Below are 25895 nucleotides of genomic sequence, written 5' to 3' on the forward strand. Positions count from 1 at the left end.
AGATTCACACTGTTTTTGCCAAAATTAAAGCCCCTTGAGTCAAACAGTATTGCACTTTTCTCTCAAAATTATTACCTATCGTCTCAACAAACAGTCTTACAAGGAACGGCTTTTAAAGCCAAAAACCGAAGTCTGGACATTGAAACAAAATGAAAAACAATGATACGATACTGCAATGGAAAGTCTAGGAAAAGGCTTTATATTGCGCATGAAATACAAGGGAGATCTATGAAAAAAAACTTGATGAATTATTTATACGTCCTATTATTTGTAGTAACCGCAATAGAAGTCAACGCCCGGTCATACTACTTTAAATCCTATGAGGTAGAAGATGGATTAAGCAATAATAACGTGACATGTTGTGTCCAAGATCATTATGGCTTTATGTGGTTTGGAACACGGGACGGGCTCAATCGATTTGACGGGAACAAATTCCATATCATAAAAAATCAAACCAAGCAGAGAGGAACTTTAATAAGTAGCTGGATTACCGACTTGGCGATAAGCCCTTCCGGTGAACTCTGGGTGGGTACTAATATGGGAGTACAAAAATACGATTACCAAACCGATACTTTTTCCTTGATAAAGTTCACGAAAGGAATCGGCTGTACCTATCTGGAATTTGATCACCAAGGGAACCTGTGGATGCTGTTATCCGGCTTTTCTCTTATTAAATATAATGAGCAATCCGAGCTACACCAAAACTACCTGTATAAGGATAGTGATCCGATCACCTCTTTCTATATCACCCCCCAAGATCAGATCTGGGCCACCACGCTAAACGGCAATGTCGTCCTCTTAGACCCGACCGATAACAAATTCATCCCTCTAAATATCCATAACGGTAGCGACACCCTACATATAGATAATATGACGACTCTATGGGCATCCCCGTCCGATAATACATTACTGATAGGTACAAGCGATAACGGAGTCAAACAAGTCAATATACAAACAGGTGTTTGCCGAAATGTCCTTACCCAGCAAAAGAACAGCCCCCTCTATACCCGGGATATTTTCCAAGTGACAAACGACGAGGTATGGATCGCCACCTACAACGGTATCTATATCTACCAAATCCCCTCAAACAAGACCTTTCACATAGAACAAGACAAATGCGATCCATATTCACTATCCAATAACGCTATCAAACAGTTTTGCAAGGACCGGGAAGGTGGCTTATGGATCTGTACGGATAATGGGGGCATTAATTACCTTCCCCCTTATCTCAAATTCAAGAAAGACTACAATATACCCGGGCAAAAAACAATTAACGGTGATATTATCCATGATATTTGCCAAGACGCTAACCATAATATATGGATAGGAACCGAAGACGCTGGTCTCAATAAACTCGACATCCGTACGCAAACCTATAAGAACTTCCAAGATAAAGACGGTCTTTCCCAAAGCTGTATCCACGGGCTTACCGTGATTGGAGACTCTCTATGGATCGGGACACACGCTAACGGGGTAGACGTGATGGATATCCGTACGGAGAAAATCATCAAGCATTATACGATCGCCCCGAATCCTTACGCCTCCCAAAACGATATCATCGTATATCTCTATAAAACCCAGAAAAACAACTTGCTCATAGCTACGGCATCCGGCATGTATCAATATAATCCGGAGAAAGATATTTTCGAGCCTCTCGATCAATTCCCCGGTAATTGCAGGATACAAACGATCTTCGAGGATCACGAAGGGGTTATATGGGCTGGAACATTCAATATCGGATTATATTATTTCGACCCAATCCGGCAAAAACACGGCGAATTTAAATTGGATTCCATAAACACGAACGCCAACCGGACGATCAATCACATCCATGAGGATACTAAAAACAATCTATGGTTCGCTACCGGAAACGGAGTGAAAATGTACGACCGGAATTTAAAGAGTACGACAAGATACACGACTCAAGACGGCCTACCCAGTAACGTCATTTACCGGATCGAGGAAGACCCTAAAGGCCACATGTGGATCAGTACCACAAATGGCCTAGCCGTACTTAACCCGGTCAATCAAGAGATCAAGGTGTTCAAAAAAGAACATGGGCTCCTGTCCAATCAATTCAACTATAACTCTTCTTTAAAAGCTAAAGACGGCAAATTATATTTCGGGACCTTGAAAGGCTTGGTCCGGTTCCACCCCGATAATATCCAACAGTTCTCTATCCAACCGAAGATTTATATGACACAAATCAATTATTCGGACCCCGACCATAATCTATTGAGGCAAAAAGACATCACTTTTAAAAAAGGAATCACCTTAGAACATAACCAGTCCACATTCTACATCGACTACACATCATTAAGCTACCAAGCCCCCAACCTCACCCAATACGCCTATTGCATGGAAGGGTTAAGTTCCAAATGGTATCATGTGGTGGGCGAGAACCGGGTTTATTTCACGAAACTACCGCCCGGTAATTATACGTTTAAGGTGAAGGCGGCGAACCTGTCCGGTATTTGGAATGATGAGCCGGCGATGTTCCAGATTACGATCCTTCCCCCATGGTGGCTCTCTACCAAGGCGTTAATCCTATATGGGATTATCGCTATCGGATGCGTAGTGTTGCTGATCTTTATCATTTCCCGGCATAATAAGGCCAATATACAGCAGAAAATACAGGAGTTCGAGAATGAAAAGGAGAAGGAGCTTTATCAGGCCAAGATTGATTTCTTCATCAATATCGCCCATGAGATACGTACGCCCCTGACTTTAATTAAAAGTCCTCTGGAGAAAGTAACACGGGACATCAAGCTATCTCCCAGCGCAAAGAATTATCTGACAATTGTGGATAAAAACGCGAACCGGCTACTGGATCTGGTGAATCAACTACTGGATTTCAGGAAGACGGAAATCGAGGGATATAAACTAAACTTCATACATACGGACATCATCGCATTGATGCAAGAGACCTTTGAGCGTTTCCACGACACGGCGGAGCAGGAGGCATTGCAAATGATTATCGAGTGTAACGTGAAATCTTTCTACGCCTTTATCGATAAGGAGGCTTGCACGAAGATACTCAGCAACCTCCTATCGAACGCTATTAAATACGCAAGAAGCAAGATCATCGTCCGGTTCGAGGCACAAGATGGCGAGCGATTCACGATCGATATCATGAACGATGGAAAGCCCATCTCGGAGGAGATAAAAGAAAAGATCTTCGAGCCTTTCTACCGGGATGACTCCTCTATCCATAAATCCGGGACCGGGCTCGGACTACCCTTGGCCCGTTCTTTAGCGGAGATGCACGAGGGATCGTTGACGTTGGAGAAATCTCCGGCCGGGCTTATCATCTTTAGATTACGTTTGCCGGTGAACCAACCGAACTCATTAAAACTAGAGGAAGAGAAAGCAGAGGTCCTGACCAACCCTGCCAGCGAGCGGAAATATGTCACCCAAGAATCCCGCCCGACGGTTCTCGTGGTGGAAGATAACACCGAAATGCTCCATTTCATCGGTCAAGAGATCAATGTCCATTACAATGTTGTCACCGCCAGTAATGGCGAGGAGGCGATTGCCCGTCTTCAGGAATATGGCATCCAATTAATCATCAGCGATATCATGATGCCTGTCATGGATGGTTTCACCTTATTGAAAAAGATAAAGACTAATCTGGAGTTCAGCCATATCCCGATCATCCTCCTGACGGCTAAGAACACCTTACAATCTCGCATGGAAGGGCTTGAGCTGGGGGCGGACGCTTACATCGACAAACCTTTCTCCATGGATCTATTGCTTACCCAAGTGACGAACCTGCTGAACAACCGGAGCAATATGCGTGCCTATTATTTCAACTCGCCGATTGCCAATATCAAATCCATGGCTTACACGAAGGCAGACGAGAAGTTCTTGAAGAAACTGAACGATATCATCGACAGCCATATAAACGACGTGAACCTAGACGTGGACATGATAGCGGACTTGATGAATCTAAGCCGTCCGACCCTTTACCGTAAAATCAACGGCCTGTCGAACGTAACGCCCAACGAGTTGATCAAGATCAGCCGGCTAAAGAAAGCCGCCGAGTTGATCCTTCAAGGCGATATGAGAATTTACGAGATCGCCGAGGCGGTTGGTTTCAACTCGCAATCCTATTTCAGCCGGGCCTTCTCCAAGCAATTCAACATGAGCCCCTCGCAATACGCGAAAGAAAATAATATCGAATTGAAATAGCCCACTAGGAAGAATAGGTCTGGAACCAGCGGGTTACCTTCTCGCTATACGTCTTGGAGATCGGGATATCGGGTACTTTCTCGATCCCCAGCTCCAGATAAACACCCTCCTTCTCCCTGCGGATCACCTTCACTTGGTCGAAATTTACCATGAAAGAACGATGGCAACGGAGTACATTCGTATCAGCGAGGCTCTCCTCGATCGCCTTCAAGGAGTTGCGAAGCATAAACTTCGTGAGCTGCCCCTTATTCAGATACCAGATACAAACGTAATTATCCGCCGATTCAAGGTACAGCAGGTTACTTCGCTTCACGGAAAGGCGCAACTCGTTCTTCTCGTCATAGAAAGAGAAAACGCTTTGCCGAACCGCCGCTTCCGTCTGGTTCTCCTCCAACAATCGCAATTGCCGCTCTTTCTCTTTATAAGAGAAATACAGGTGCAGCACGGAATAAGGGAGCAATAAAACCAGACTGGTATTCACCGCCGAATCGTTAAAAACTTCCATATATTCTCGTTCCGGATTCAGTACCAACGTATAAATCGTATAGAAAAGCGACATGAAGAATATCTCCAGCACGATCCAGATCGCATAGGTCCGGACCGTGATAGCATGCCGCTTCCCCCAATGGAACAGAATAATACGGCTCAAGACAACCACCAATACTCCCGTCAAGATAATCAAGCTGGAGAATACGAAGAACTTAAACTCCGAGACCTTGTACCAAGAGGTGGAGCTAAACGGCTTGTAGATGTTGATAAACACCAACGCAAACAAGGCCGTCCACAAAATCAGCCTCACGATATTCTGTTTACCGTATATGTAACTTGGTATTTTTTGATCCCACATTCCCATCTTTTTGCCTCTATTTTGGAACAAATGTAATCATTTTCCCAGACGAAATTCACCCCTCTATAAAAGATTTCACCCCTAAATAACACTTTATGCCCCCAACAAAGCCCGTTTAAACCATTTATTTTGAAGAGATGTTTTTCTATTGTTTGTTTGCAGTAAAAAATCAGAGGATTATGGATATTTCACTTCGTACTAAGCAACTGAACAGTCTTTTCTCTTATGACAAAAAGACTGAATTGGAAGAGAGCCATCTGGAGATCATCCCGTTTCGCTTCACCCAGACCCGTGGCGCCAGCGAGATCGACGAGTTCCAGAAGGGACTTACCCCCACCGGATTCTGTCCGATGACCGACGATCGTATCCAAGAGAACAAATCTTTCTCGTATGCCATATTCACGCCCTCGGGACGTAAAAAGAATAATGAGGCGATTATCCTGTTGCATGGCCTGAACGAGCGGACTTGGGAAAAATACCTCACATGGGCGGAATACCTCACCCATACGACCGGTAAGCCGGTCATCCTGTTCCCGATCGCTTTCCATATGAACCGTACCCCGGGATTATGGGCCAATCCCCGCACGATCCTCCCTTGGGTAAGCAAACGCAAGGAGGAGGTAGCGAACGTGACGAACTCCACCTTCGCCAACGTAGCCCTCAGCAGCCGGCTATCCCAAAACCCGTTACGCTTTTACGCCTCGGGCAGAGAGTCCGTTTATAATATGTGGCAATTGGTTCATGAGATCAAGAACGGCGAGCATCCTTTGTTCAAGGAAGATACGTCCATCAACTTATTCGCTTATTCCATCGGGGCGTTACTCTCGCAGGTCTTGTTATTAGCGAATCCAGACAAGATGTTTACGGACACCCGTTTATTCATGTTTTGCGGTGGCTCCATCTTCAGTGAGATGGATGGCAACGCCCGTGATATCATGGACAAGGAGGCGTTCGCCAAGGTACGCCATTACTTTCGGCATGATTTCTTGGAGAACCGTACGCTTCCCACCTCGTTCAAGAATGATTTTCTGGAGCAAGCCTTTAAGGCCATGGTACGTGAGGATGTGTTACGAGATTACCGGGAGTCGTTCTTCCAACGGGCTTGCGATCGTATTCGGGCGATCTCATTGAAAAAAGATATCGTTATGCCTACTGGCGGGGTGATCAAGGCTTTAGGAAAAGCGTCCGGCAAGATATTGGAAGAGCTGGATTTCCCGTTCGCTTACTCCCATCAAATCCCCTTCCCGACACACTCCCGTATCGATCCGGGCCTGATCAACCAAGCCTTTCATTCCATATTCACGAGGGCGGCGGCGTTTCTCTAAAGAGATCACAAATTGTGACCTCAAACACTCATATTCTTTTTTAGTTCATGCAGGTACAATAAAAAATCGCTAAACAACTAATATTAAGTTATTTAGCGATCATCCATCGTGGTCCCACTTGGGCTTGAACCAAGGACTCCCTGATTATGAGTCAGGTGCTCTAACCAACTGAGCTATAGGACCTGTTCAGAGCTAGGCTCTGAAATCGGGTGCAATATTACGATTTATTATCGAGATATGCAAATGTTAAAGGGAAAAACTTATTTTTCCGCACTTTCTTCTCCGGCGAACTCCATCAAGTATGCTTTGATGAAATCGTCGATCTTTCCATCCATCACACCGTTCACGTCGGAAGTCTGGTAGTTCGTACGATGGTCTTTTACGCGACGGTCATCGAATACGTAACTACGGATCTGCGAACCCCACTCGATCTTCTTCTTTCCGGCCTCCACCTTGGCCTGCTCGGCCATACGATGCTGCAACTCCTTATCGTAAAGGATGGAACGCAATTGACGCATAGCGTTCTCACGGTTCTTGGGTTGGTCGCGAGTCTCGGTATTCTCGATCAAGATCTCTTCTTCCTCGCCTGTATACGGGTCCTTGAACTGATAACGCAAGCGAACTCCGGATTCCACCTTGTTCACGTTCTGTCCTCCGGCGCCGCCCGAACGGAACGTATCCCAAGAGATAGCCGCCGCCTCTACCTTTACCTCGATCGTATCATCCACCAACGGGGTGACGAATACGGAGGCGAAAGAGGTCATTCGTTTACCTTGGGCGTTGTAAGGAGATACACGTACCAAACGATGCACGCCATTCTCGCTCTTTAGATAGCCATAGGCATAATCGCCCTCAATATTGAAGGTCACGGTCTTGATACCGGCCTCATCCCCTTCCTGATAGTTGGCGATAGAGATCTTATAACCGTTATTCTCAGCCCAACGCTGATACATACGCATCAACATGGAAGCCCAATCTTGGCTCTCGGTACCACCGGCACCCGAGTTGATCTTGAGCACGCAGCTCATTTGATCAGCCTCGTCGCGAAGCATATTGCGGAACTCCAAGTCTTCCAGTAAATGAAGGGCCTTCTTATAAGCCGCATCCACCTCTTCCTCGGTGATAATCTCTTCCTTTACATATTCGTAAGCCAACTCTAGCTCCTCAGCCGCCGCATGTACCTCACCGTAAAGCTCGATCCATTTCTTTAGCTCCTTTACTTTCTTCATCTGGACTTCCGCACGTTTGGCGTCTTCCCAGAAACCGGGGTCTTGCGTACGTAGCTCCTCCTCTTCTAACTGAATGGTCTTGCTATCGATGTCAAAGATACCCCCTCAGCGCCTTATCGCGCTCCAACACGTCATGTAGTTGGTCTGATGTGATCATATGTTCTTTTCTTTTTTAAATTTACCGCGAAGATAAGAAATAGTTGATAGCCGACAAACTCGTTATTCCTCGTACATCGCCTCTATCTCGGTAGCGTACTTCTGCAATACGACCGGACGGCGCAACTTTAGCGTATCCGTCAGCTCGCATCCCATCATGAAAGGTTCCGGCAACAAGGTAAAGCGCTTGATCTTCTCGTAAGAAGCCAAGTTCTTCTGATGCTCCTCTACCCTAGCCTCGATGAAACGAATGATATCCTTGTTCTTCACCAACTCCTCCCGGCTCTCGAACGAGATGCCTTTTTCCCCGGCGTACTTCTCCAACAATGGATAAGCCGGCACGATCAAGGCGCTCACGAACTTACGTTGATCGCCGATAACAGCGATCTGCTCGATATAATTATCACCGCTCATCACCATCTCGATCGCTTGCGGCGCGATATATTTCCCGTTTGAAGTCTTATACAAATCCTTGATTCGTTCCGTAAAGAATAACGTATTACCCTCCAAACGACCAGCGTCGCCGGTACGGAAGAAACCATCTTCGGTGAAAGCCCTCTTCGTCTCTTCCGGTTTATTATAATATCCGGACATCACGGTCTTGCCTTTCACCAAGATCTCGTTATTCCCCGGATCTATTTTCACTTGAACTCCCGGCATTACCTCACCAATAGAACCAAACTGGAATCCGATCTCCGGGTAGAAACAAACCGTAGCCGTCGTCTCGCTCAGTCCATAACCATAAGCGATCGGGATATTCACGGACTGCAAGAACTCATTAACCGTATCCGATAACGGAGCGCCCGCCACCGGGAAAAACCGTCCACGCTCAATACCCAATACCCTTTTCAATAAGGTGAAAACCGTTTTATTGTAAAATTGAAACTTCAACTTCAAACCACACGGGGCCGAAATACCTTTATTCTTATACTCCAGATTATACTTTCGCCCGGTCTCGATAGCATCCAAGAAAATCTTCTTCATGGCCGGAGAGGCGGAGTTGATCTTCTCATGCACGCCCGCATACACCTTCTCCCAGAAACGAGGTACATTGCACATCAAGGTAGGATGAACCTCCGGCAATGTCTTCTGGATCATTTTCGGGTCTTGGTTGATAGCGATCGTAACCCCTTTATGGAGACAATAATAGCACCAAGCTTTCTCGAAGATATGAGTCATTGGCAAGAAACTCATGGATAGATCCTTGTCGGTTACCAGAGGCAGACGGACATCATGTATCCGCATCGCCTCCAGATAGCAAGAATGAGGAAGCATTACGCCTTTCGACTCACCTGTCGTACCGGACGTATATATAATGGTAGCCAGATCCTCCGGAACGGCTTCCGTCATACGTATTTTCACCGTGCTCTCCGCATGCGCGTTATCCCCCAAGCGCAAGAAATCATCAAAATAAATGGACGTCTTATCTTCCGGATTCATCTTGACCGCCGGATCAAAGACAACCAGACGCTCCAGATACTTAGAGTCCTTCTGTACCTTGAAAGCGTTATTATACTGCAATTGCTCACCCACGAACAACGTGCGGATCTTAGCGTCATTGATGATGTACTCGATTTGTCCCGGAGAATTCGTCGCATACATCGGGATGGAAACCACCCGGTTACCATACGCACCGAAGTCCGTATATAAACACTGAGGCATATTCTGGGAATAAACTCCGATATTCTCTTGTACCTTTATCCCGAACTCAGCCATCGCCTTGGCCGTAAGCATAACCTTATCGGAAAACTCCCTCCAAGAAATCTTCAACCATTTCCCCGTAGCGTTATCTCTATGTTTCAACGCTGTACGGTTCCCATATTTCTCTGCCTGACGGTGTATTAACTCGGCGAAATGATAATAAATCATAATTCCTTATTTTGAATTGATACCGCGAAAGTACGCTTTTCTCTTCTAAAAGACACGACATCAGCCCTTTTTTTACACATAATTGCTCTTTTTGTGCAAGTATTCGGTTAAATAATAATAATTCATAGTAGCATGTATTGCATAGTACATATGTAATACATACATTTGTAGCATAAAATTAAAAGAGATGAATGCAGAGAACGTAAAATCACAAATGAGGAAAGGGACGCTGGAATATTGCATCCTCCTGCTTCTCAAAAAGGAACCCGCTTACACCTCTGATATCATTCAGAAGTTACAAGAAGCGAAGTTGATCGTTGTGGAAGGCACTTTATATCCTCTTTTAACCCGACTAAAAAATAGCGAGCTATTAAGTTATCAGTGGATAGAATCTACGCAAGGACCGCCACGCAAGTATTACCAACTGACCGAGAAAGGAGAACTATTCCTCGGCGAGCTGGAGGCTTCATGGCAGGAACTAAATGATACAATAAACCACATCAGAAACAATTAAAACGAAAGAGTGATGAAGAAGACACTTACTGTTAATCTGGGAGGCACAGTTTTCCACATTGACGAAGACGCATACCAATTATTAGACAAATATCTGTCTAACCTGCGCATCCACTTCCGAAAAGAAGAGGGTTCGGATGAGATCATGGATGATTTCGAGATGCGTATCTCGGAACTTCTTAACGAGCGTGTCCGCTTAGGCTACGAGGTCATCACGATCGAGCAGGTAGAGGAAGTGATCAAACGGATGGGTAAGCCGGAAGAGATTTTCGAGGACGAAGAGAAAAGCACCGACCACGAGGATAATTACCGGACACAACAACAGGAGACTCATACCCAGACAACCAAGAAACGCTTGATGCGTGACCCGGATAACCGTATTCTGGGAGGTGTCGCCGGAGGTTTCGCCGCCTACATGGATTGGGACCCGACTGCCGTACGTATCGTGCTTTTCCTTCTGATGTTCTTCTATGGAATCACGGTTCCGCTTTACTTTTTGTTGTGGATCATCGTACCGATGGCACGTACGGCGACCGAGAAACTCGAGATGCGCGGACAAAGTGTGACGGTGGAGAATATCGGAAAGACCGTGACAGATGGATTCGAGAAAGTCAGCAATAACGTGAACGACTTTATCAGCTCGGATAAGCCGAGGAACTTCTTCCAAAAGCTGGCGGATGTTTTCGTTCTGGTCATCGGGTTCATCCTGAAGTTTTTCATCATATTGGCCGGAATCTTCCTGTTGCCACCGCTAGTACTAGTCGTATTCATTCTGGTAGTCGTAACATTCGCGCTGCTCATGGGTGGGGCCGGATTCATCTATAACCTCTCTCCGTTCGGAGCGGACTTGATAAACGGAGCACCGCTGTCAATGGCAATCATGGGATGCATAGGGACGATCTTATTCATCGGCATCCCCATATTCTCCTTGATATACGCTATTTGCAGCCAATTATTCAAGATACGCCCCTTACCGACGCAAGCAAGATGGATATTATTAGCCTTATGGCTTATCTCCTTTATATTATGTGGCGTATATATCCATCAATCCGGTATGCTATATGACTGGCATGATTACTGGAACGGTGTACACGATTGGAACAGGCATGCCGTTTGGCTCCCTTAACCTTATCCGAAGACGTAAGATGAAGATATAGATTTAGTAGTTTATAATGTTTATTGTGTGTTTAAAAAAAGAAGGCCGCTCTGTCACAGAGGGGCCTTTCTTCTAAGGTTAACAAATTTATGAGTAAAAACCACTAATGAATCATATTAATGATTTGCTGTCCCCTTTGCATGATATTGTCACGCATAAAACAGCGGGTACAAATATAACCAATTTTTTATAATTAAAAAATTATATTCAATTATTTGAATTCTTTTCTAATCTTAGCGGCGATCTCGGCCAATTCTTCTTGACTTACAGCCAATTTCTCCCCGCCGAAATACATATCGGACTCCTTCGTGATAGGAATCAAATGGATATGTGCATGGGGCACTTCCAAGCCCATGACAGCCAATCCTACACGCTTACACTCGATAGCGGTCTCTTGGGCACGAGCTACCCGTTTAGCGAAAGCTACCATCCGTCCCAGCATCGGATCATCGATATCAAAGATATAATCGACCTCCTTCTTGGGAATTACCAAGGTATGCCCCAAGGCTACCGGATTGATATCGAGGAAAGCAAAAAACTCATCGTCTTCCGCAACCTTGTGGCTAGGGATCTCACCCGCCACGATTCTACTGAAAATAGTTGCCATACGTCTTTCTGTTTTTAAATTGAAATATCCATAATCTCAAACGTCATCAAGCCGGAAGGCACACGGATCTCAACGACATCCCCTACCTTCTTTCCCATCAAACCTTGGGCGATCGGCGTGCTTACGGAGATCTTTCCTTCTTTTAGGTTAGCCTCCGAATCCGATACCAACGTGTAGGTCATGACAGCGTTATTCTTCGTATTCTTAATTTTCACCTTGTTCAAAATCTGAACCTCATCAGTTTTCACACGACTCTCATCGATCAGACGGGCGTTTGAGATCAAACCTTTTAACTGCGCAAGCTTAGCCTCCATGATACCTTGAGCCTCTTTGGCGGCATCGTACTCAGCGTTCTCGGATAAGTCACCCTTATCCCTCGCCTCAGCGATCTGGGCTGATATTTCAGGGCGCTTCACGGTCTCCAAATAGTTGATTTCAGCTAAAATCTTATCGTAGCCGTCCTTTGTCATATAACTAACAGCCATATTAAATCCTCCTTATTCTTTATATTAATATTGATTGATTATCGCATAATAAAAAAGAATCCCGACCAAGTCATATGGCCGGAACTCCCCTTTTTTATCATTTCAAGACTCCGCAAAGTTAGGTTATCTTTCTAAGATGAACAAGTTTACGAAAGTGCTTTATAACATATAAATCTGATGATTAAATCATGAACAATTTACAATACGGACTTGATGTCAGCCTCAAGTTTCTTCACGTCGTCCACCCGTTTAACCAAGTTTCCCTTGCGATCCAAGATAAAGATCGCCGGAAGCTGTTTCACGTTATACAACGCCGCGGTCTGAGAGTAAACAGACTGTGGATCACGCACGCAAGTCCAAGGTAAATTAGAAGCGGCGTTCTTCCAGAAGTGGACATCATTATCCAAAGAGATCTGGTAAATCTCCAAGCCCTTATCGTGGTACCTCGTATATAAATCGCCAAATTCCATATTCAAGGCCGGAGACCATTCGGACATATAGGCCGTGAAGTTGATCAACACCACCTTACCTGTAGCGACAGAAGACAATTTCGTGTTTTCCCCATGTACATCCGGCAACTCGATATCCAAGAAACTAACCTCTTTCTTCTCCACCTTATCCAAGTCCATCGGGCGCTGGCTACGAATCACCTTTATCGATTGAAGAGCTAAGTTATACAGATGCTTAGCACGAGGGCTTTCCGGATAATAGTGATCGAAGCTGGTGGCTACGGCGCCATAAGCCTTCGAGTCGTTCTTGTCATACAAATCGAAGAACAGCAAGCCGTCAATTTGCTGGAACAAGGCAAAGTAAGCGGCAGCGGACATCGGGGCGGAATAAATATACTTACGAGCCACGTCCTTATAAGCCTCGGCGGCCTCGAGCACCTGGCGGGAATATACGGAATCCGCCAACAGACCGGACTCAGATTCTTTCCGTAAACGATGGATCGCTTGGTTCGCATCTAATTGAGCCAAAGTAATATTCTTGATCGCCTTGCAATTCTCTGAGCCCTCCACGCTATAAGAAGTAGCGAAAGTCCCGGCATCGGCCACGAACGAGATCGTCTCCGTAGAATCTACCGAGAAGTTGATCAATTGGTTATTCAGACGCAAGCGATAAAAATCCGGGAATGCCGGACGAGGCTTCGTAAAGCTGAATTTACCGGCCGCCGTCAGTTTTACGGAGTCCATCAACTCTACCGTCGACACACCTACATTCTCCAGATACATCATCTGGCCATCAGCGCCGGACACTACACCTTCCACCGTAAAATCAGAATTCTTCTTACAAGCCGTGAACAAAAGCAACATAACACACAGCACAGCTAGTAAATTCGTAGATATTTGTTTCATTATTCCAGTTTGTCTATATTACTAATCCGGTGCAAATATACATTATTTTACAATTGTGGCACTATTATTCCGTATTTCTTCAAGGCTTTTTTCAAAAAAAGTGCTTTAAGACTGTTATTTCTTTTCATTTTCATGCAATTACAGGTAAACTTTCATTACATTTGCACCAATTTTTGACAGATAGAAAAATAAGAAAAAAGATTATGCTTAATCCAATTAACAAGACGATCGAGTTAGGTGATGGAAGAACCATTACCATCGAAACCGGGAAATTGGCCAAACAGGCGGACGGAGCGGTTACCGTTCGTATGAACAACACCGTGTTGCTCGCCACTGTTTGTGCCGCTAAAGATGCGAACCCGGGTGTTGACTTCATGCCGTTGCAAGTAGAATACAAAGAGAAATACTCCGCTTTTGGACGTTTCCCCGGAGGTTTTACAAAAAGAGAAGGAAAAGCTTCTGATTATGAAATCCTCACATCTCGTTTAGTAGACCGTGCGTTGCGTCCTCTTTTCCCAGACAACTACCACGCTGAGGTATATGTAAATATTATATTGTTCTCCGCTGATGGCGAAGATTTGCCGGACGCATTAGCAGGTTTGGCCGCTTCCGCCGCTTTGGCAGTTTCTGATATTCCTTTTAACGGACCGATCTCTGAGGTTCGCGTAGCTCGTACGGATGGAAAATACATCGTCAACCCAACTTCCGCGGAATTGGAGAAAGCTGATATCGACATCATGGTTGCCGCTACCATAGACAACATCATGATGGTTGAGGGTGAGATGAACGAGGTTCAGGAATCTGAGATGCTTGAGGCTATCAAGGTCGCTCACGAGGCTATCAAGGTACAATGCAAGACTCAATTGGAATTATCCGAGGCTTGCGGCAAATTGGTAAAACGTGAATATTGCCACGAGGTAAACGATGACGAGTTGCGCAAGGACGTACACGACAAATGTTACGCCAAGGCTTACGCCGTAGCCACATCCGGTAGCGGCAAGCACGAACGCAGCGAGGCATTCGAGAAAATCGTCGAGGAATACAAGGCTCAATTCTCCGAGGAGGAGTTGACGGACGAGAAACTGGAAATGATCGGTCGCTACTATCACGATGTAGAGAAAGAGGCTATGCGCCGTGCCATCCTTGATGAGGGTAAGCGTTTGGATGGTCGTAAGACTACCGAGATCCGTCCGATCTGGATCGAGACAGATTGCCTGCCGGGTCCTCACGGTTCCGCTATCTTTACACGTGGAGAGACACAGTCTTTATCTACGGTAACTTTAGGTACGAAGTCTGATGAGAAAATGATAGACGACGTATTGAACCATGGATACGAGCGTTTCCTTTTACATTATAACTTCCCCCCGTTCTCCACAGGCGAGGCCAAAGCAACACGTGGCGTAGGCCGTCGTGAGATCGGACACGGTAACTTGGCTCACCGTGCGCTAAAACGTATGATCCCGGATAACTATCCGTATGTAGTACGTGTGATTTCCGATATCTTGGAGTCTAACGGTTCTTCTTCTATGGCTACGGTTTGTGCCGGTACCTTGGCGTTGAGAGACGCGGGTGTCCCGATGAAGAAACCGGTATCCGGTATCGCTATGGGATTGATCTCCGAGAACAAGGGTACGAACTACGCCATCTTGTCTGATATCTTAGGCGACGAGGATCACTTGGGTGATATGGACTTCAAGGTAACGGGTACGAAAGACGGTATCACGGCTACCCAGATGGATATCAAGGTAGACGGTTTGTCTTACGAGATCCTTGAGAATGCTTTGGCTCAAGCTAAAGAGGGTCGTATGCATATCTTGGGCAAGATATTGGAGGCTCAACCGGAAGCTCGTGAGGATTTGAAACCTCATGCACCTCGTATCGAGACGATGATTATCGGTAAGGAATTCATCGGTGCGGTAATCGGCCCGGGCGGTAAGATCATCCAAGGTATCCAAGAGAAAACGGGAGCTACGGTATCTATCGATGAGGTAGACGGCGTAGGAAAGATCGAGATCTCCGGCACGAATAAGGCTACGATCGACGCAGCTGTCAAGGCGATCAAGGCTATCGTCGCTGTTCCTGAGATCGGAGAGGTTTATGAAGGAAAGATTTCCTCTATCATGCCTTATGGTGCATTCGTTGAGTTCATGCCGGGTAAGGATGGTTTGCTTCACATTTCCGAGATCGATTGGAAACGTCTGGAGACCGTTGAGCAAGCCGGCTTGAAGGAAGGCGATACGGTTTCTGTCAAGTTGGTTGATATCGATCCGAAAACAGGCAAGTTCAAACTTTCCCGCAAGGTATTGCTTCCGAAACCGGAAGGTTACGAGGAACGTCCGCCAAGACCAGAAAGAGGAGATCGCGGACCTCGTCCAGACCGTGGTGATCGTGGAGACCGTGGTCCTCGTCAGGATCGTGGTGATCGCGGACCTCGCAGGGAGTACAGAGACTAAGATAAGGTCTTATACATTATATATTATCCCGGGTAGATTAAACACTATCCGGGATTTTTTTATCAAATCATCTACCACACCTACAACTATAGCTATAATCAATTGGTCATAAGTTATTTATCGGGTGGTGGTAGATAAATAGCATCTACCACTATTGGCTCGTATCTACAACCATTTACTACTTTTCAATCACAAAACACCACCGTCCCCTACTCGCCAACCGCATCATTGGTCCTATCTTTTTCAAGAAGCGACCGAAGATATAGACATTGCTTAGCTTGCCGGCTATCTGTTTAGCCATGCTTCATATATCATTTAATAAACTGATTAATTGATATTTATAATTTTTCTTGGTATAAAACAAAAGTTTTCCGCTATAAAAACTTTTGTTTTCTCATGATGAAACCTTAGTTTCGTGCTTATGAAACTTTAGTTTTCCCTAGGAGAAACTATTTGTTCGCCTAAGGGAAACGCTTTTCTCATGCCGGAAAAGTCAGTACTACTTACTTATCCATGGGATATATACTGCAAGTGGCATAGAAGATATACTGCGTTGGCAAGGTAAGTACTACTGATAATTTAGGATCATGTTGCCAAACATGCCTTTTGAGGGATAACGCTTCTCTTATGCCTTACGGTACGTTCGTTGAGTTTATATCGGGCAAGGATGATCTGCTTCACATCTCCGAGATCGGCTGGAAGCGTCTGGAGACCGTGGTCCTCATCAAGATCGTAATGATTGCGGGCCTCGCAGGGAGTACAGAAACTAAGATAAGGTCTTATACATTAATATATAATCCCGGGTAGATTAAACGCTATCCGGGATTTTTATAAAGAATCACAAATAAAAACCAACTTCTTCCACATTACAGATAATGTGAAATGCACGCATATTCATCTAGTCAACCTCTGGGAAATTATTTGGCGAACAAAAATAAAATTTGCAAGAAGAAATTCTATCATTCCACGAATCAATCCTAGACTCAGGTAAAGGAGGTACAGCATCAACAAATATATATTTCAAATTCGCATGTTCATATTCTCTATCCGCTTGATCCATATAACCGGCATAGAAGTAAAACGAATCCCCCGAATCATTTTCATTATATGTATCATTCTCATATACAACCAACAAAGCATATACACCAAAATTATAATTTTGAACTTTCACAGAAGAACATTTATCATTAAACGAATCATATTCTTTCAAATTAGGAATATCAACAGCATCTCCCGGATTTTCTAATACTATATCCTTACATCTTCTACCAGAAAAATTTTTATCGTCATACAAAAACGCTCTAGCTTTATATCTATTAGGATTATTGTTCCAATCGTCTTCAGGAAGACCTCTTTGATCGCTAAAACTAATGCTTTTGGTAACAGCGGCCTTTTCCATCTTCATATGTTCACCAAATTTTTTGAGTAAATCCTCTTCCTTATCAAAATATTCAACAAACCCGTCATGGCGCATCAAAGCAGCCATTGGTTTAGATTTTATCGACTTGTAAACAACTTTTACCTCTTCATCTAGTACATCTATATAATCATCATATACTAGACAAGTCGACATATATTGTTTATTCTGATAAATAAATTTCAGATCCATTGTATCTGGAACAAAATCAACAGATTTTGTCATAGAAGTATTCACGTTCTCTTTACAATCATCTATCAAGTCATTATTACAAGACAACAAACAAAACATCATTAACACCGATACCAATAATTCTTTTTTCATCATATTTGTATTTAGAACATTAAAAAGATTCACCTTTTTGATTAATCATAATTTGAGAGAAACGATTATCGCATACAATACCAATAGATAGACTTCTCTCCTTTCCTATATTAGAAGCAACAGAAACAGAAAGATATTCTCCTCCATTTTTCTTTATTAAAGTATACCAATTACCTCTTATTGTATCCAACTGCTGATTCATTGACTCCTCCACTTCTTTAACCCGCATATACCAATGCGTCTCGCTGGCTTTTATATCAATTATTTGCTTATCCGAGCTAAGATTGACCATTTGGCTCTCAAAAATATCGGAGCCTCCCTCAGAGGAATCTTGCTTATCGCAACTACAAAACAAGGCAACACATATTAATATCAATAGAAACCTTTTTATCATTATCATCGCTAATAAATTAATAGTTTGTTATATATATCTGAACATTATCATCAAAGTATGGCTGCATATCCGGATCTGGCTGTTCCATCCTGCTTATAGTATACCAGCCATCAGAATCTGAAATTCCACTAGTAAATCCATGTCCCCAATTACAATGCACTAAAGTAACTTCAGAATTCGCATTCACTTGAACACCATCCCAAATCCAAACGTGACCAGACTGAGGCTTTTTTCTCGTTCCTGCGGAAATATGAGGATTTCCCCTTTGTATATTCCTAGATAATTTATTAATATCAACATTCGCATCATTATCACATTCTATTGAATATCCTTGTTTAGATGTTAAATAAGTCGCTATTTTGCGAGGGTCGTCCAAATTTCCTTTCCTATCAGACCATTTAATTTGACATCCTACTCCTATCTCATAACATAATTGACTTACTTCAAAAACCAAAGGATTGTCTCTATCTAATTCATAACTAATTTTAGGATTCCGAGTTAGTTCAAAAAAGTCATATTTATAGGGAAGTCCTGTATGCACATCACGAACACTGGACGTGAAACGTTGATAATAGGCTACAACTTGAGCAGTAGCTACTGCCGCACATCCAACAGGCGCATGCCCTTTCAAGTATCTGTCAGATTCCACTGAAGCAAAATATGGGCACATTGAATTATATGGATAATCTTGATTCCAATGAGTTTTAACGTGTGGTCCAGATATAACACCGATCACTTGTCGAGCTTCTCTTAAAGAGGGTTCTTGATAATACTTTTCTATATCTGCCTTTACTACGGATGGGATCGACTTTATCGCACACGCCAAAGGATATATTTTAGCAGTGTCACCTATTGAACCTTTTTCCGTATAAGCATATACCTTATTGAGGCGTTTATCTCCAGTAGCTATGGAAAATCCTTTTGTTCCATCTTCTGAATGAAAATTTACAAGATACAAATCAACGGTTGTTGAGTCCGGCATTGTTTGATCACCACTTTTTGTTAATATCGTTCCATTTAGATCAATCATACAAGTGGTTTTAACACATTCATCTATTATTATACCTCCCGAAGGTATATCAGTAGACTTAGATATAAATCTATTATCCTTATTAGAGGATGTCATTGTAGCAAAATTTTTAACAAGCTCAACTGTTAAGTTTTTTGTTAGATCAGACTTTTCCTCTACAACATTCTGAGGGTCAGCTATTAGCACATCCTCTTCTTTATCACAACTCCCTAGACATACTAGAGATATAAAAAACAACAGATACAAATTCGTTTTCATAATCAATTACTTAGAATAACAATAAACATTATATAACTTTATGTATATGAGATACCAATAAGAAATGATATATATCCTTATCCAACTTGATTAAAATAATATATACCCGTTTCTTATAAAATTTCCTTAATTCACTTTTCTTCCTAATAAAAATCTATAACCTATACCAATACTTAACGAATGATAATTAGCATTTATTCCTGAATTCTTATCTTCCTCACCCAAAGACAAATCATAGTTTATAGCGATACGCCATTTATGAATATCTATGGCCGCAGAAGAGGAGATTCCCCAATCAAAATTATTTAATCCCTCAAAGACTGATTTATGACTACACGCATCTTGATTCCCCTCCCAATAATGTTCTTCACTATAACCTCCTTCCCAATAATCTTTCACACTAATACCAGCATAAGGGCCTAAGCCAAAACTTAACGCAAGCGATTGATTCAAAGAGTGAGTATAAGTTAGTAAAAGTGGAACCTGTAAAAAATTACGCTTCAATTTATTAGTATAAGGCATCTCATATACGACATTCTCAAGAGAATATTCATAACGACCAAAAGCAGGTCCTAAACTATATCCCCTTGAAGCATAAAACAGACCTGTTCTTACACCAAAATTAGAATATATTTGGTTTTCTATACCAAGTCCTCCTTTTATGCCAGTACCCCAGCCATCCCCAAAATCATTCCGCTTAATAATAGAGAAGCTAACATCTGGAATTATAGACCACTGTGCTCTTGCCTCTATACATAAGACAAATAAAAAAAGAAATAATATTGTCTTTTTCATTTACAGATCAATAAAATATTGGTAATTCTAAATCAATATTATCCCCTAAAATAATCAAGCGAAGATTTTCCGTACAGTTAATCATAGGAACACAATAACTCTGAGCAGAGGATATCAATAATGATTCTTCATAGACTAAAGTTCCACGATCATCAACGATCCATATAGACACTTCACCTAGCGATCTCATAAAATGGAGCGTCAACATACTCTCTGACATTTCCACTTTTACCGGATCATGAGAAATAGAACGTTCTTCTTCTTTATCAAGATCCCCTTTCTTCTCTTCAGCCATCACATGTGTACACAGCCCAACACAACTCAACAAAGTCAAAAATAAAATTCTTTTCATCCCATTCATTTTTTGATTGCAAAAGTATCCGATAAGGTTGGATTCGGGGCTAAAACTTTGTTCGCTTTTTGTTCGCTTTTTGTTCGCAGAGTTGTATAAGACTAAAGATCAGCGATTAATTCATCCAGTTCATTCGGGGTTCCATCCTCTCCCTTTATTTTTTTATAAAGCCGTTTACGGGATGAGGATACGGAGGGTTTGGAGCGACCCAAGATTTTTGCCATATCAGTTACCTTGACTGATATCTTTATCAAGTAACAAATCCGGAGTTCTATCAATGACATTCCCGAGTATAGCTGATATAGACGATTCGTAAAATTATTGTATGTCTTATCTAACTCCTTCCGTAAAGCATTCCAATCTTCTTCCCTGATTATCTGATCTGCCTCATTCGTGGAATGGAATTTCATATAGATATCCGAATGCCTTAAATCCGACTCTAACAAATCACGCTCGGTACGCCGCAACTGTATTTGTTCATTGGTCACTTGCAAAAGTTCTTTTCGCACATGAAGCAATGAATTTGTATCTTCATGGTCTTTAGATAGTAAGGTTCCCAATTCATTCAATTTCGCGTTATTCGCTTCTACATATTGAAAACTTCTCTCATATTGTTCTTGCTTTTCCCGCTGAAGCGCCTCAAACTGCCTAGCCAACCGCTCTTTCTGCCGTTTCAGTCTATATATAAACAATAAGGTTATCGAAAGCCCCAATCCGAACAAGGATAATATCCGGTAAATACGAATCTGCATCCGGTCATTCTCGCCCTTTAGCCGTAAATTCTCAGTTTCCCGCTTCTGATAATTATACAAAGAGGTCATTTTACGGATTTCCTCCGAATCGGTTATCTTGCGGATGGTATCTTGCACTTGCTGGCCAAGACGAACATAGCGAATAGCCTCCCGATAATTCAACCGGCGCTCGTACAAAAGCGACAAGTACTCATAAATAGCGTCTCTCACATATAAATCGGGACTATCCAAACACCTCCTTAAATAGTAGTCGGCAGAGTCCAATTTTCCCACCTCTAAATAAATATGTCCCAATGTAGAATAAGTAGGATACATATTCCGACCTACGGAATCTTTTAATGATTCAAACAAACATTCAAAAGCCTTATCATACATTCCCATTTCCCGATGAAGATCTCCTAATTCTGTTGATATACCGGAATAGCGATGCACCAAGCCTATCTCTTTCGCTATATCGGCAGCCTTTTGATAATACAAAACCGCACTATCATTCTTATTGATCGCATCATACACCCGTGCGATGTCTCTCATCACAAGAGACAAGCTAGTGCTATCCCCCTTTAATAACTTATATTGAGCCGCTTTCTCATGCATACGGATCGCATTCTCATACACATTTTGATAAAAATAAAGCGTACCCATCTGCGAATAGACATTGGACAATAATCGGTACTTTCTCGTATCCCCCGCCACATCCAATGCCTTTTGGAAATACTTCAACGCTTCCGGGGCATCATTCAAATCCCGGTAGACACGGCCCATATAGTAATAAGACTCTAGTAATTTGTCTCGATCGCCATATGTCTCATAGAAAGCGGTGATTCGTTTGATCAAAGAATCAGAAGTATGCCGGACATACATCTTATCATTGACCTTCAAGTCGAGCAAGTCATAATACATACGCTGTTCCTCATCAAAGGACGAAAGGCTATCCCGCAATCGATCCAACAAAGGGCGGGCTTCCTCCGGATTTGTATCCGCAAGGGATTCGATCCGTGACAGGGTAGCGGGGTAAGGCTTCCCCCGATGATCGCAAGCATAAAAAGCCGAGATCAAGACCGACATCAAGAGGATGTATATACGAGGCATTGGAAATCTGTTTTATCACTTAAACGCAACAAAGGTAAAAAATTAAAGTGTAATAGTTTCATTGATATTTATACAAACTTTTGAAAGCCAATACGCAAAGTACGCTACGACCGGATACTTACAGGTTTTGCTTTTTACTCTTAACAAAAAAACACCAGATTTGCTTTTTGCCCTTAACAAATCCATGTACTTTTTGCTATCTATCTTGAATAAATCGTATATTTGTCATTCATTCAATCAGCGTATGGATAGTCTATTTATTAAACAAGAACGATTACTGGCACAAACGAGTACCCATATCATAAGGGAACTCATGAACCAAATTCACTGGGATAATCCTCTGATCGCCATCAGAGGATCAAGGGGTGTCGGAAAAACAACACTCATGTTGCAATACATCAAACTGAATTTCCAGCCGGGAAGCAGGGAGGTACTTTATTGCACGCTCGACAGCATCTATTTCAGTAATCACACCCTATCTGAACTGATTGAGCGGTTCTATTTGCAAGGAGGAAAACAATTATTCCTTGATGAAGTACATAAATATCCCACTTGGAGTAAAGAGATAAAAGAGGCCTACGACCTGTATCCATCTCTACGAATTGTTTTTAGCGGTTCTTCCCTATTGAATATATTGAATGCGGATGCCGATCTTTCCAGACGTTGCCTACCATATAATATGTACGGACTTTCCTTCCGGGAATTTCTCATGTTCTATAAGCAAATTGATATACCTGTTTATTCCCTACAAACGATACTGGAAGATCCGGGAAACATTTGCCGGGAAATAAATGAGAAATGTCGCCCCGTACAAATGTTTAACGAATATCTCCACGAAGGGTATTACCCCTTTTTTACGGGTAACAGAGAAGATTATTATATTAATATCGAGAATGTGGTCAATCTCATTATTGAGCAGGAACTCCCGTTGCTGTGTGGCGTAGATCCTACCTATACACGGAAGCTAAAGGCTTTGATGGGTATCTTAGCTACCTCTGTTCCTTATGAGCTGGACATCACGAAACTAGCGGGAATGATCGGACTTTCCCGAAACTCTATCATCAATTACTTACAGAATTTGGACAAGGCGGAATTGCTCAAGTTATTGTACTCGGATTTACTATCTGTCAAAAAGATGCAAAAACCGGATAAGATTTACCTACAGAATCCCAACCTATTGTACGCCATAGCTTCCGCTCCCGTACAGATCGGGACGGCAAGGGAAACTTTTGTCGTCAACCAGTTATCCGTAAATCATAACGTGGAATATGGAAAAACAAAAGGTGACTTTATCGTAGACCATACCTATACCTTCGAGGTAGGAGGAGCGGATAAAACATTCAAGCAAATAGCGGATCTCCCCGATTCTTTCATCTTGGCTGACAATATGGAGTTCGCCACCGGCAAGAAACTACCGCTGTGGATCGTGGGATTAACCTATTAAAAAAACACGTACGACTTTTTTTTTAAAAAAAAGCGGTATCCAGCTTGCCGCCGGATACCGCTTTTCATTTATCTTTACCGATCAAGGAATCAGCAACGAGGCTTGATCTGCTTGAAGAAGTCATTACCCTTGTTATCTACCAAGATAAACGCGGGGAAGTTCTCTACCTCGATCTTCCAGATCGCTTCCATACCCAATTCCGGATATTCCACGCACTCGATGCTCTTGATATTGTTCTGAGCCAAGATAGCCGCAGGGCCACCGATAGATCCTAGGTAGAAACCGCCGTGATTCTTACAAGCGTCCGTAACTTGCTGGCTACGGTTACCCTTCGCCAACATGATCATGCTACCGCCATGGCTCTGGAACAAGTCAACGTATGAGTCCATACGACCCGCCGTCGTCGGGCCCATAGAGCCACAAGCCATACCTGCCGGAGTCTTAGCCGGGCCCGCATAATAAATAGGATGATCCTTGATGTATTGGGGAAGATCCTCGCCACGATCCAGACGCTCCTTCAACTTAGCGTGAGCGATATCACGGCCCACGATGATCGTTCCGTTCAATGACAAACGAGTAGATACCGGATATTTATCCAATTCCTTCAAGATATCCGCCATCGGTTGGTTCAAGTTGATCTTGACAGCGTCGCCCTCACCCGCTTGGCGAAGTTCCTCCGGAATCAATTCGCCGGGATGGCTATCCAACTTCTCGATCCAGATACCTTCCTTATTGATCTTACATTTAATATTACGATCTGCGGAGCAGCTTACACCCAAACCTACCGGGCAAGAAGCGCCATGGCGAGGCAAACGGATGATACGGACATCGTGAGCCAAATATTTACCACCGAATTGAGCGCCCAAGCCAATATTCTGAGCGGCGGCCAATACCTCTTTCTCCAACTCCACGTCGCGGAAAGCACGGCCACCCTCGCTACCGGTCGTAGGCAAGCTATCGTAGAAACGAGTAGAAGCCAACTTCACCGTCAATAAATTCTTCTCAGCGGAAGTACCGCCAATCACGATCGCGATATGATACGGAGGACAAGCGGCCGTACCCAACGTCTTGATCTTCTCTACGAGGAAGGGAACCAATGTACCCGGATTCAAGATCGCTTTTGTCTCTTGGTATAAATAAGTCTTATTGGCGGAACCACCTCCCTTTGTCACGCAAAGGAACTCATACTCCATGCCTTCCGTAGCCTCGATATCGATCTGGGCCGGCAAGTTACATTTCGTATTTACCTCGTCGTACATATTCAGCGGAGCGTTCTGGGAGTAACGAAGGTTCTCTTCCGTGTAGGTCTTGTAAACACCTAAGGAAAGCGCTTCTTCATCACAGTAACCGGTCCAGACCTGCTGGCCCTTCTCGCCGTGGATAATAGCCGTACCGGTATCTTGGCAGAAAGGAAGTACGCCTTTAGCCGCTACCTCGGCGTTGCGAAGGAATGTCAAGGCCACGTACTTATCGTTGTCCGTAGCTTCCGGATCGCTTAGGATCTTTGCGACCTGCTCGTTGTGAGAACGGCGAAGCATGAATGATACGTCGCGGAAAGCGGCGTTAGCCATAGCGGTCAAACCTTCTTTAGCGACTTTCAAGATCGGTTTTCCTTCAAACTCAGAAACGGAAACATAATCTTTTGTAAGCAAATAATACTCTGTTGTGTCCGGTCCCTTTTGGAACATCGGCTCGTAGTGAAACGGAGGTGTTGCCATATCTTTAGAATTTAATTATATATTGGTTTTATTTAAGTTTGTCCGTACTTTTCGATTGGCAAACTTACGGAAAATCTCTGGAAAAGGCTAATAAAAAGGTCGAAAAGTCTTCGTAACGCCTGTTTATAAGGCATTT

Annotated in this window: 20 protein-coding genes and 1 tRNA gene; 7 read left to right on the plus strand and 14 right to left on the minus strand. The window is 43.4% G+C overall.

What is annotated here, in order from left to right; all coding sequences use genetic code 11:
- Window positions 1-243 precede the first annotated feature (243 nt).
- Window positions 244-4191, plus strand: coding sequence for a hybrid sensor histidine kinase/response regulator transcription factor (locus D7V92_RS19470; protein ID WP_121773583.1), 3948 nt, complete (start codon window positions 244-246; stop codon window positions 4189-4191).
- 4 nt (window positions 4192-4195) lie between these two features.
- Here the strand turns inward: D7V92_RS19470 and D7V92_RS19475 are convergent, their stop codons facing one another.
- Complete coding sequence (locus tag D7V92_RS19475) at window positions 4196-5038, minus strand: LytTR family DNA-binding domain-containing protein (RefSeq protein ID WP_005860837.1); 843 nt, start codon at window positions 5036-5038, stop codon at window positions 4196-4198.
- 179 nt (window positions 5039-5217) lie between these two features.
- Here D7V92_RS19475 and D7V92_RS19480 point away from each other — a divergent pair, with 179 nt between their 5' ends.
- Entirely contained in the window at window positions 5218-6363 is a 1146-nt protein-coding gene (locus D7V92_RS19480) for a DUF6051 family protein (RefSeq protein WP_121773574.1), read from the plus strand.
- A 109-nt stretch (window positions 6364-6472) separates the two neighbouring features.
- On the opposite strand, the gene D7V92_RS19485 is transcribed toward D7V92_RS19480, so the two are convergent.
- The 3 genes from D7V92_RS19485 to D7V92_RS19495 all read right to left on the minus strand — a co-directional run bounded on the left by D7V92_RS19485 (window position 6473) and on the right by D7V92_RS19495 (window position 9617).
- Window positions 6473-6546: transfer RNA gene (locus tag D7V92_RS19485), tRNA-Ile, on the minus strand.
- 77 nt (window positions 6547-6623) lie between these two features.
- A protein-coding gene (gene prfB, locus D7V92_RS19490; RefSeq protein ID WP_121773575.1) for a peptide chain release factor 2 occupies window positions 6624-7749 on the minus strand; the annotation gives its coding sequence in 2 pieces (ribosomal slippage) (window positions 6624-7685 and window positions 7687-7749; 1125 coding nt in all).
- A gap of 62 nt (window positions 7750-7811) precedes the next feature.
- Entirely contained in the window at window positions 7812-9617 is a 1806-nt protein-coding gene (locus D7V92_RS19495) for a long-chain fatty acid--CoA ligase (protein WP_121773576.1), read from the minus strand.
- A 187-nt stretch (window positions 9618-9804) separates the two neighbouring features.
- Between D7V92_RS19495 and D7V92_RS19500 the strand changes: the two genes are divergently transcribed.
- Together D7V92_RS19500 and D7V92_RS19505 are read left to right on the plus strand one after the other, a co-directional pair.
- Entirely contained in the window at window positions 9805-10131 is a 327-nt protein-coding gene (locus tag D7V92_RS19500) for a PadR family transcriptional regulator (RefSeq protein ID WP_005860828.1), read from the plus strand.
- Between the two features lie 12 nt (window positions 10132-10143).
- A complete protein-coding gene (locus D7V92_RS19505) occupies window positions 10144-11256 on the plus strand; it encodes a PspC domain-containing protein (protein ID WP_121773577.1) in 1113 nt (370 codons plus the stop codon).
- Window positions 11257-11497: 241 nt separating this feature from the next.
- Here the strand turns inward: D7V92_RS19505 and D7V92_RS19510 are convergent, their stop codons facing one another.
- From D7V92_RS19510 to D7V92_RS19520, 3 genes are all read right to left on the minus strand, one after another.
- The gene (locus tag D7V92_RS19510; protein ID WP_036614585.1) at window positions 11498-11893 is read right to left on the minus strand and encodes an HIT family protein; all 396 of its coding nucleotides are present in this window, start codon (window positions 11891-11893) and stop codon (window positions 11498-11500) included.
- Window positions 11894-11907: 14 nt separating this feature from the next.
- Window positions 11908-12378, minus strand: coding sequence for a transcription elongation factor GreA (gene greA / locus D7V92_RS19515; protein WP_005860822.1), 471 nt, complete (start codon window positions 12376-12378; stop codon window positions 11908-11910).
- Between the two features lie 197 nt (window positions 12379-12575).
- The gene (locus D7V92_RS19520) at window positions 12576-13733 is read right to left on the minus strand and encodes a TlpA disulfide reductase family protein (protein ID WP_005864144.1); all 1158 of its coding nucleotides are present in this window, start codon (window positions 13731-13733) and stop codon (window positions 12576-12578) included.
- Between the two features lie 203 nt (window positions 13734-13936).
- Here D7V92_RS19520 and pnp point away from each other — a divergent pair, with 203 nt between their 5' ends.
- Both pnp and D7V92_RS19530 read left to right on the plus strand, forming a co-directional pair.
- The gene (gene pnp / locus D7V92_RS19525) at window positions 13937-16186 is read left to right on the plus strand and encodes a polyribonucleotide nucleotidyltransferase (RefSeq protein WP_121773578.1); all 2250 of its coding nucleotides are present in this window, start codon (window positions 13937-13939) and stop codon (window positions 16184-16186) included.
- A 627-nt stretch (window positions 16187-16813) separates the two neighbouring features.
- Window positions 16814-16993, plus strand: a complete 180-nt coding sequence (locus D7V92_RS19530; RefSeq protein WP_010185601.1) for a hypothetical protein — start codon at window positions 16814-16816, stop codon at window positions 16991-16993.
- 91 nt (window positions 16994-17084) lie between these two features.
- Here D7V92_RS19530 and D7V92_RS19535 read toward each other — a convergent pair whose 3' ends face one another.
- The 6 genes from D7V92_RS19535 to D7V92_RS19560 all read right to left on the minus strand — a co-directional run bounded on the left by D7V92_RS19535 (window position 17085) and on the right by D7V92_RS19560 (window position 22597).
- Complete coding sequence (locus D7V92_RS19535) at window positions 17085-17927, minus strand: hypothetical protein (RefSeq protein ID WP_147441531.1); 843 nt, start codon at window positions 17925-17927, stop codon at window positions 17085-17087.
- Window positions 17928-17946: 19 nt separating this feature from the next.
- Window positions 17947-18327 carry a hypothetical protein gene (locus tag D7V92_RS19540; RefSeq protein ID WP_057326721.1) on the minus strand — a complete coding sequence of 127 codons (381 nt, stop codon included), beginning with the start codon at window positions 18325-18327 and terminating at the stop codon, window positions 17947-17949.
- 10 nt (window positions 18328-18337) lie between these two features.
- Entirely contained in the window at window positions 18338-19609 is a 1272-nt protein-coding gene (locus D7V92_RS19545) for a C10 family peptidase (protein WP_057326722.1), read from the minus strand.
- Window positions 19610-19735: 126 nt separating this feature from the next.
- Window positions 19736-20404, minus strand: coding sequence for an outer membrane beta-barrel protein (locus D7V92_RS19550; RefSeq protein ID WP_121773579.1), 669 nt, complete (start codon window positions 20402-20404; stop codon window positions 19736-19738).
- A 7-nt stretch (window positions 20405-20411) separates the two neighbouring features.
- Window positions 20412-20756, minus strand: a complete 345-nt coding sequence (locus D7V92_RS19555; protein ID WP_158598895.1) for a DUF3244 domain-containing protein — start codon at window positions 20754-20756, stop codon at window positions 20412-20414.
- Window positions 20757-20857: 101 nt separating this feature from the next.
- Entirely contained in the window at window positions 20858-22597 is a 1740-nt protein-coding gene (locus D7V92_RS19560; protein WP_121773581.1) for a tetratricopeptide repeat protein, read from the minus strand.
- A 244-nt stretch (window positions 22598-22841) separates the two neighbouring features.
- Here D7V92_RS19560 and D7V92_RS19565 point away from each other — a divergent pair, with 244 nt between their 5' ends.
- Window positions 22842-24041: an ATP-binding protein gene (locus tag D7V92_RS19565; protein WP_199718925.1), complete on the plus strand. Its 1200-nt coding sequence runs from the start codon at window positions 22842-22844 to the stop codon at window positions 24039-24041.
- Between the two features lie 89 nt (window positions 24042-24130).
- Here D7V92_RS19565 and D7V92_RS19570 read toward each other — a convergent pair whose 3' ends face one another.
- Window positions 24131-25759, minus strand: a complete 1629-nt coding sequence (locus D7V92_RS19570) for a fumarate hydratase (protein WP_005860810.1) — start codon at window positions 25757-25759, stop codon at window positions 24131-24133.
- Window positions 25760-25895: the final 136 nt, after the last annotated feature.

This window comes from Parabacteroides sp. CH2-D42-20, from assembly GCF_003670185.1.
Lineage (GTDB): Bacteria > Bacteroidota > Bacteroidia > Bacteroidales > Tannerellaceae > Parabacteroides > Parabacteroides distasonis.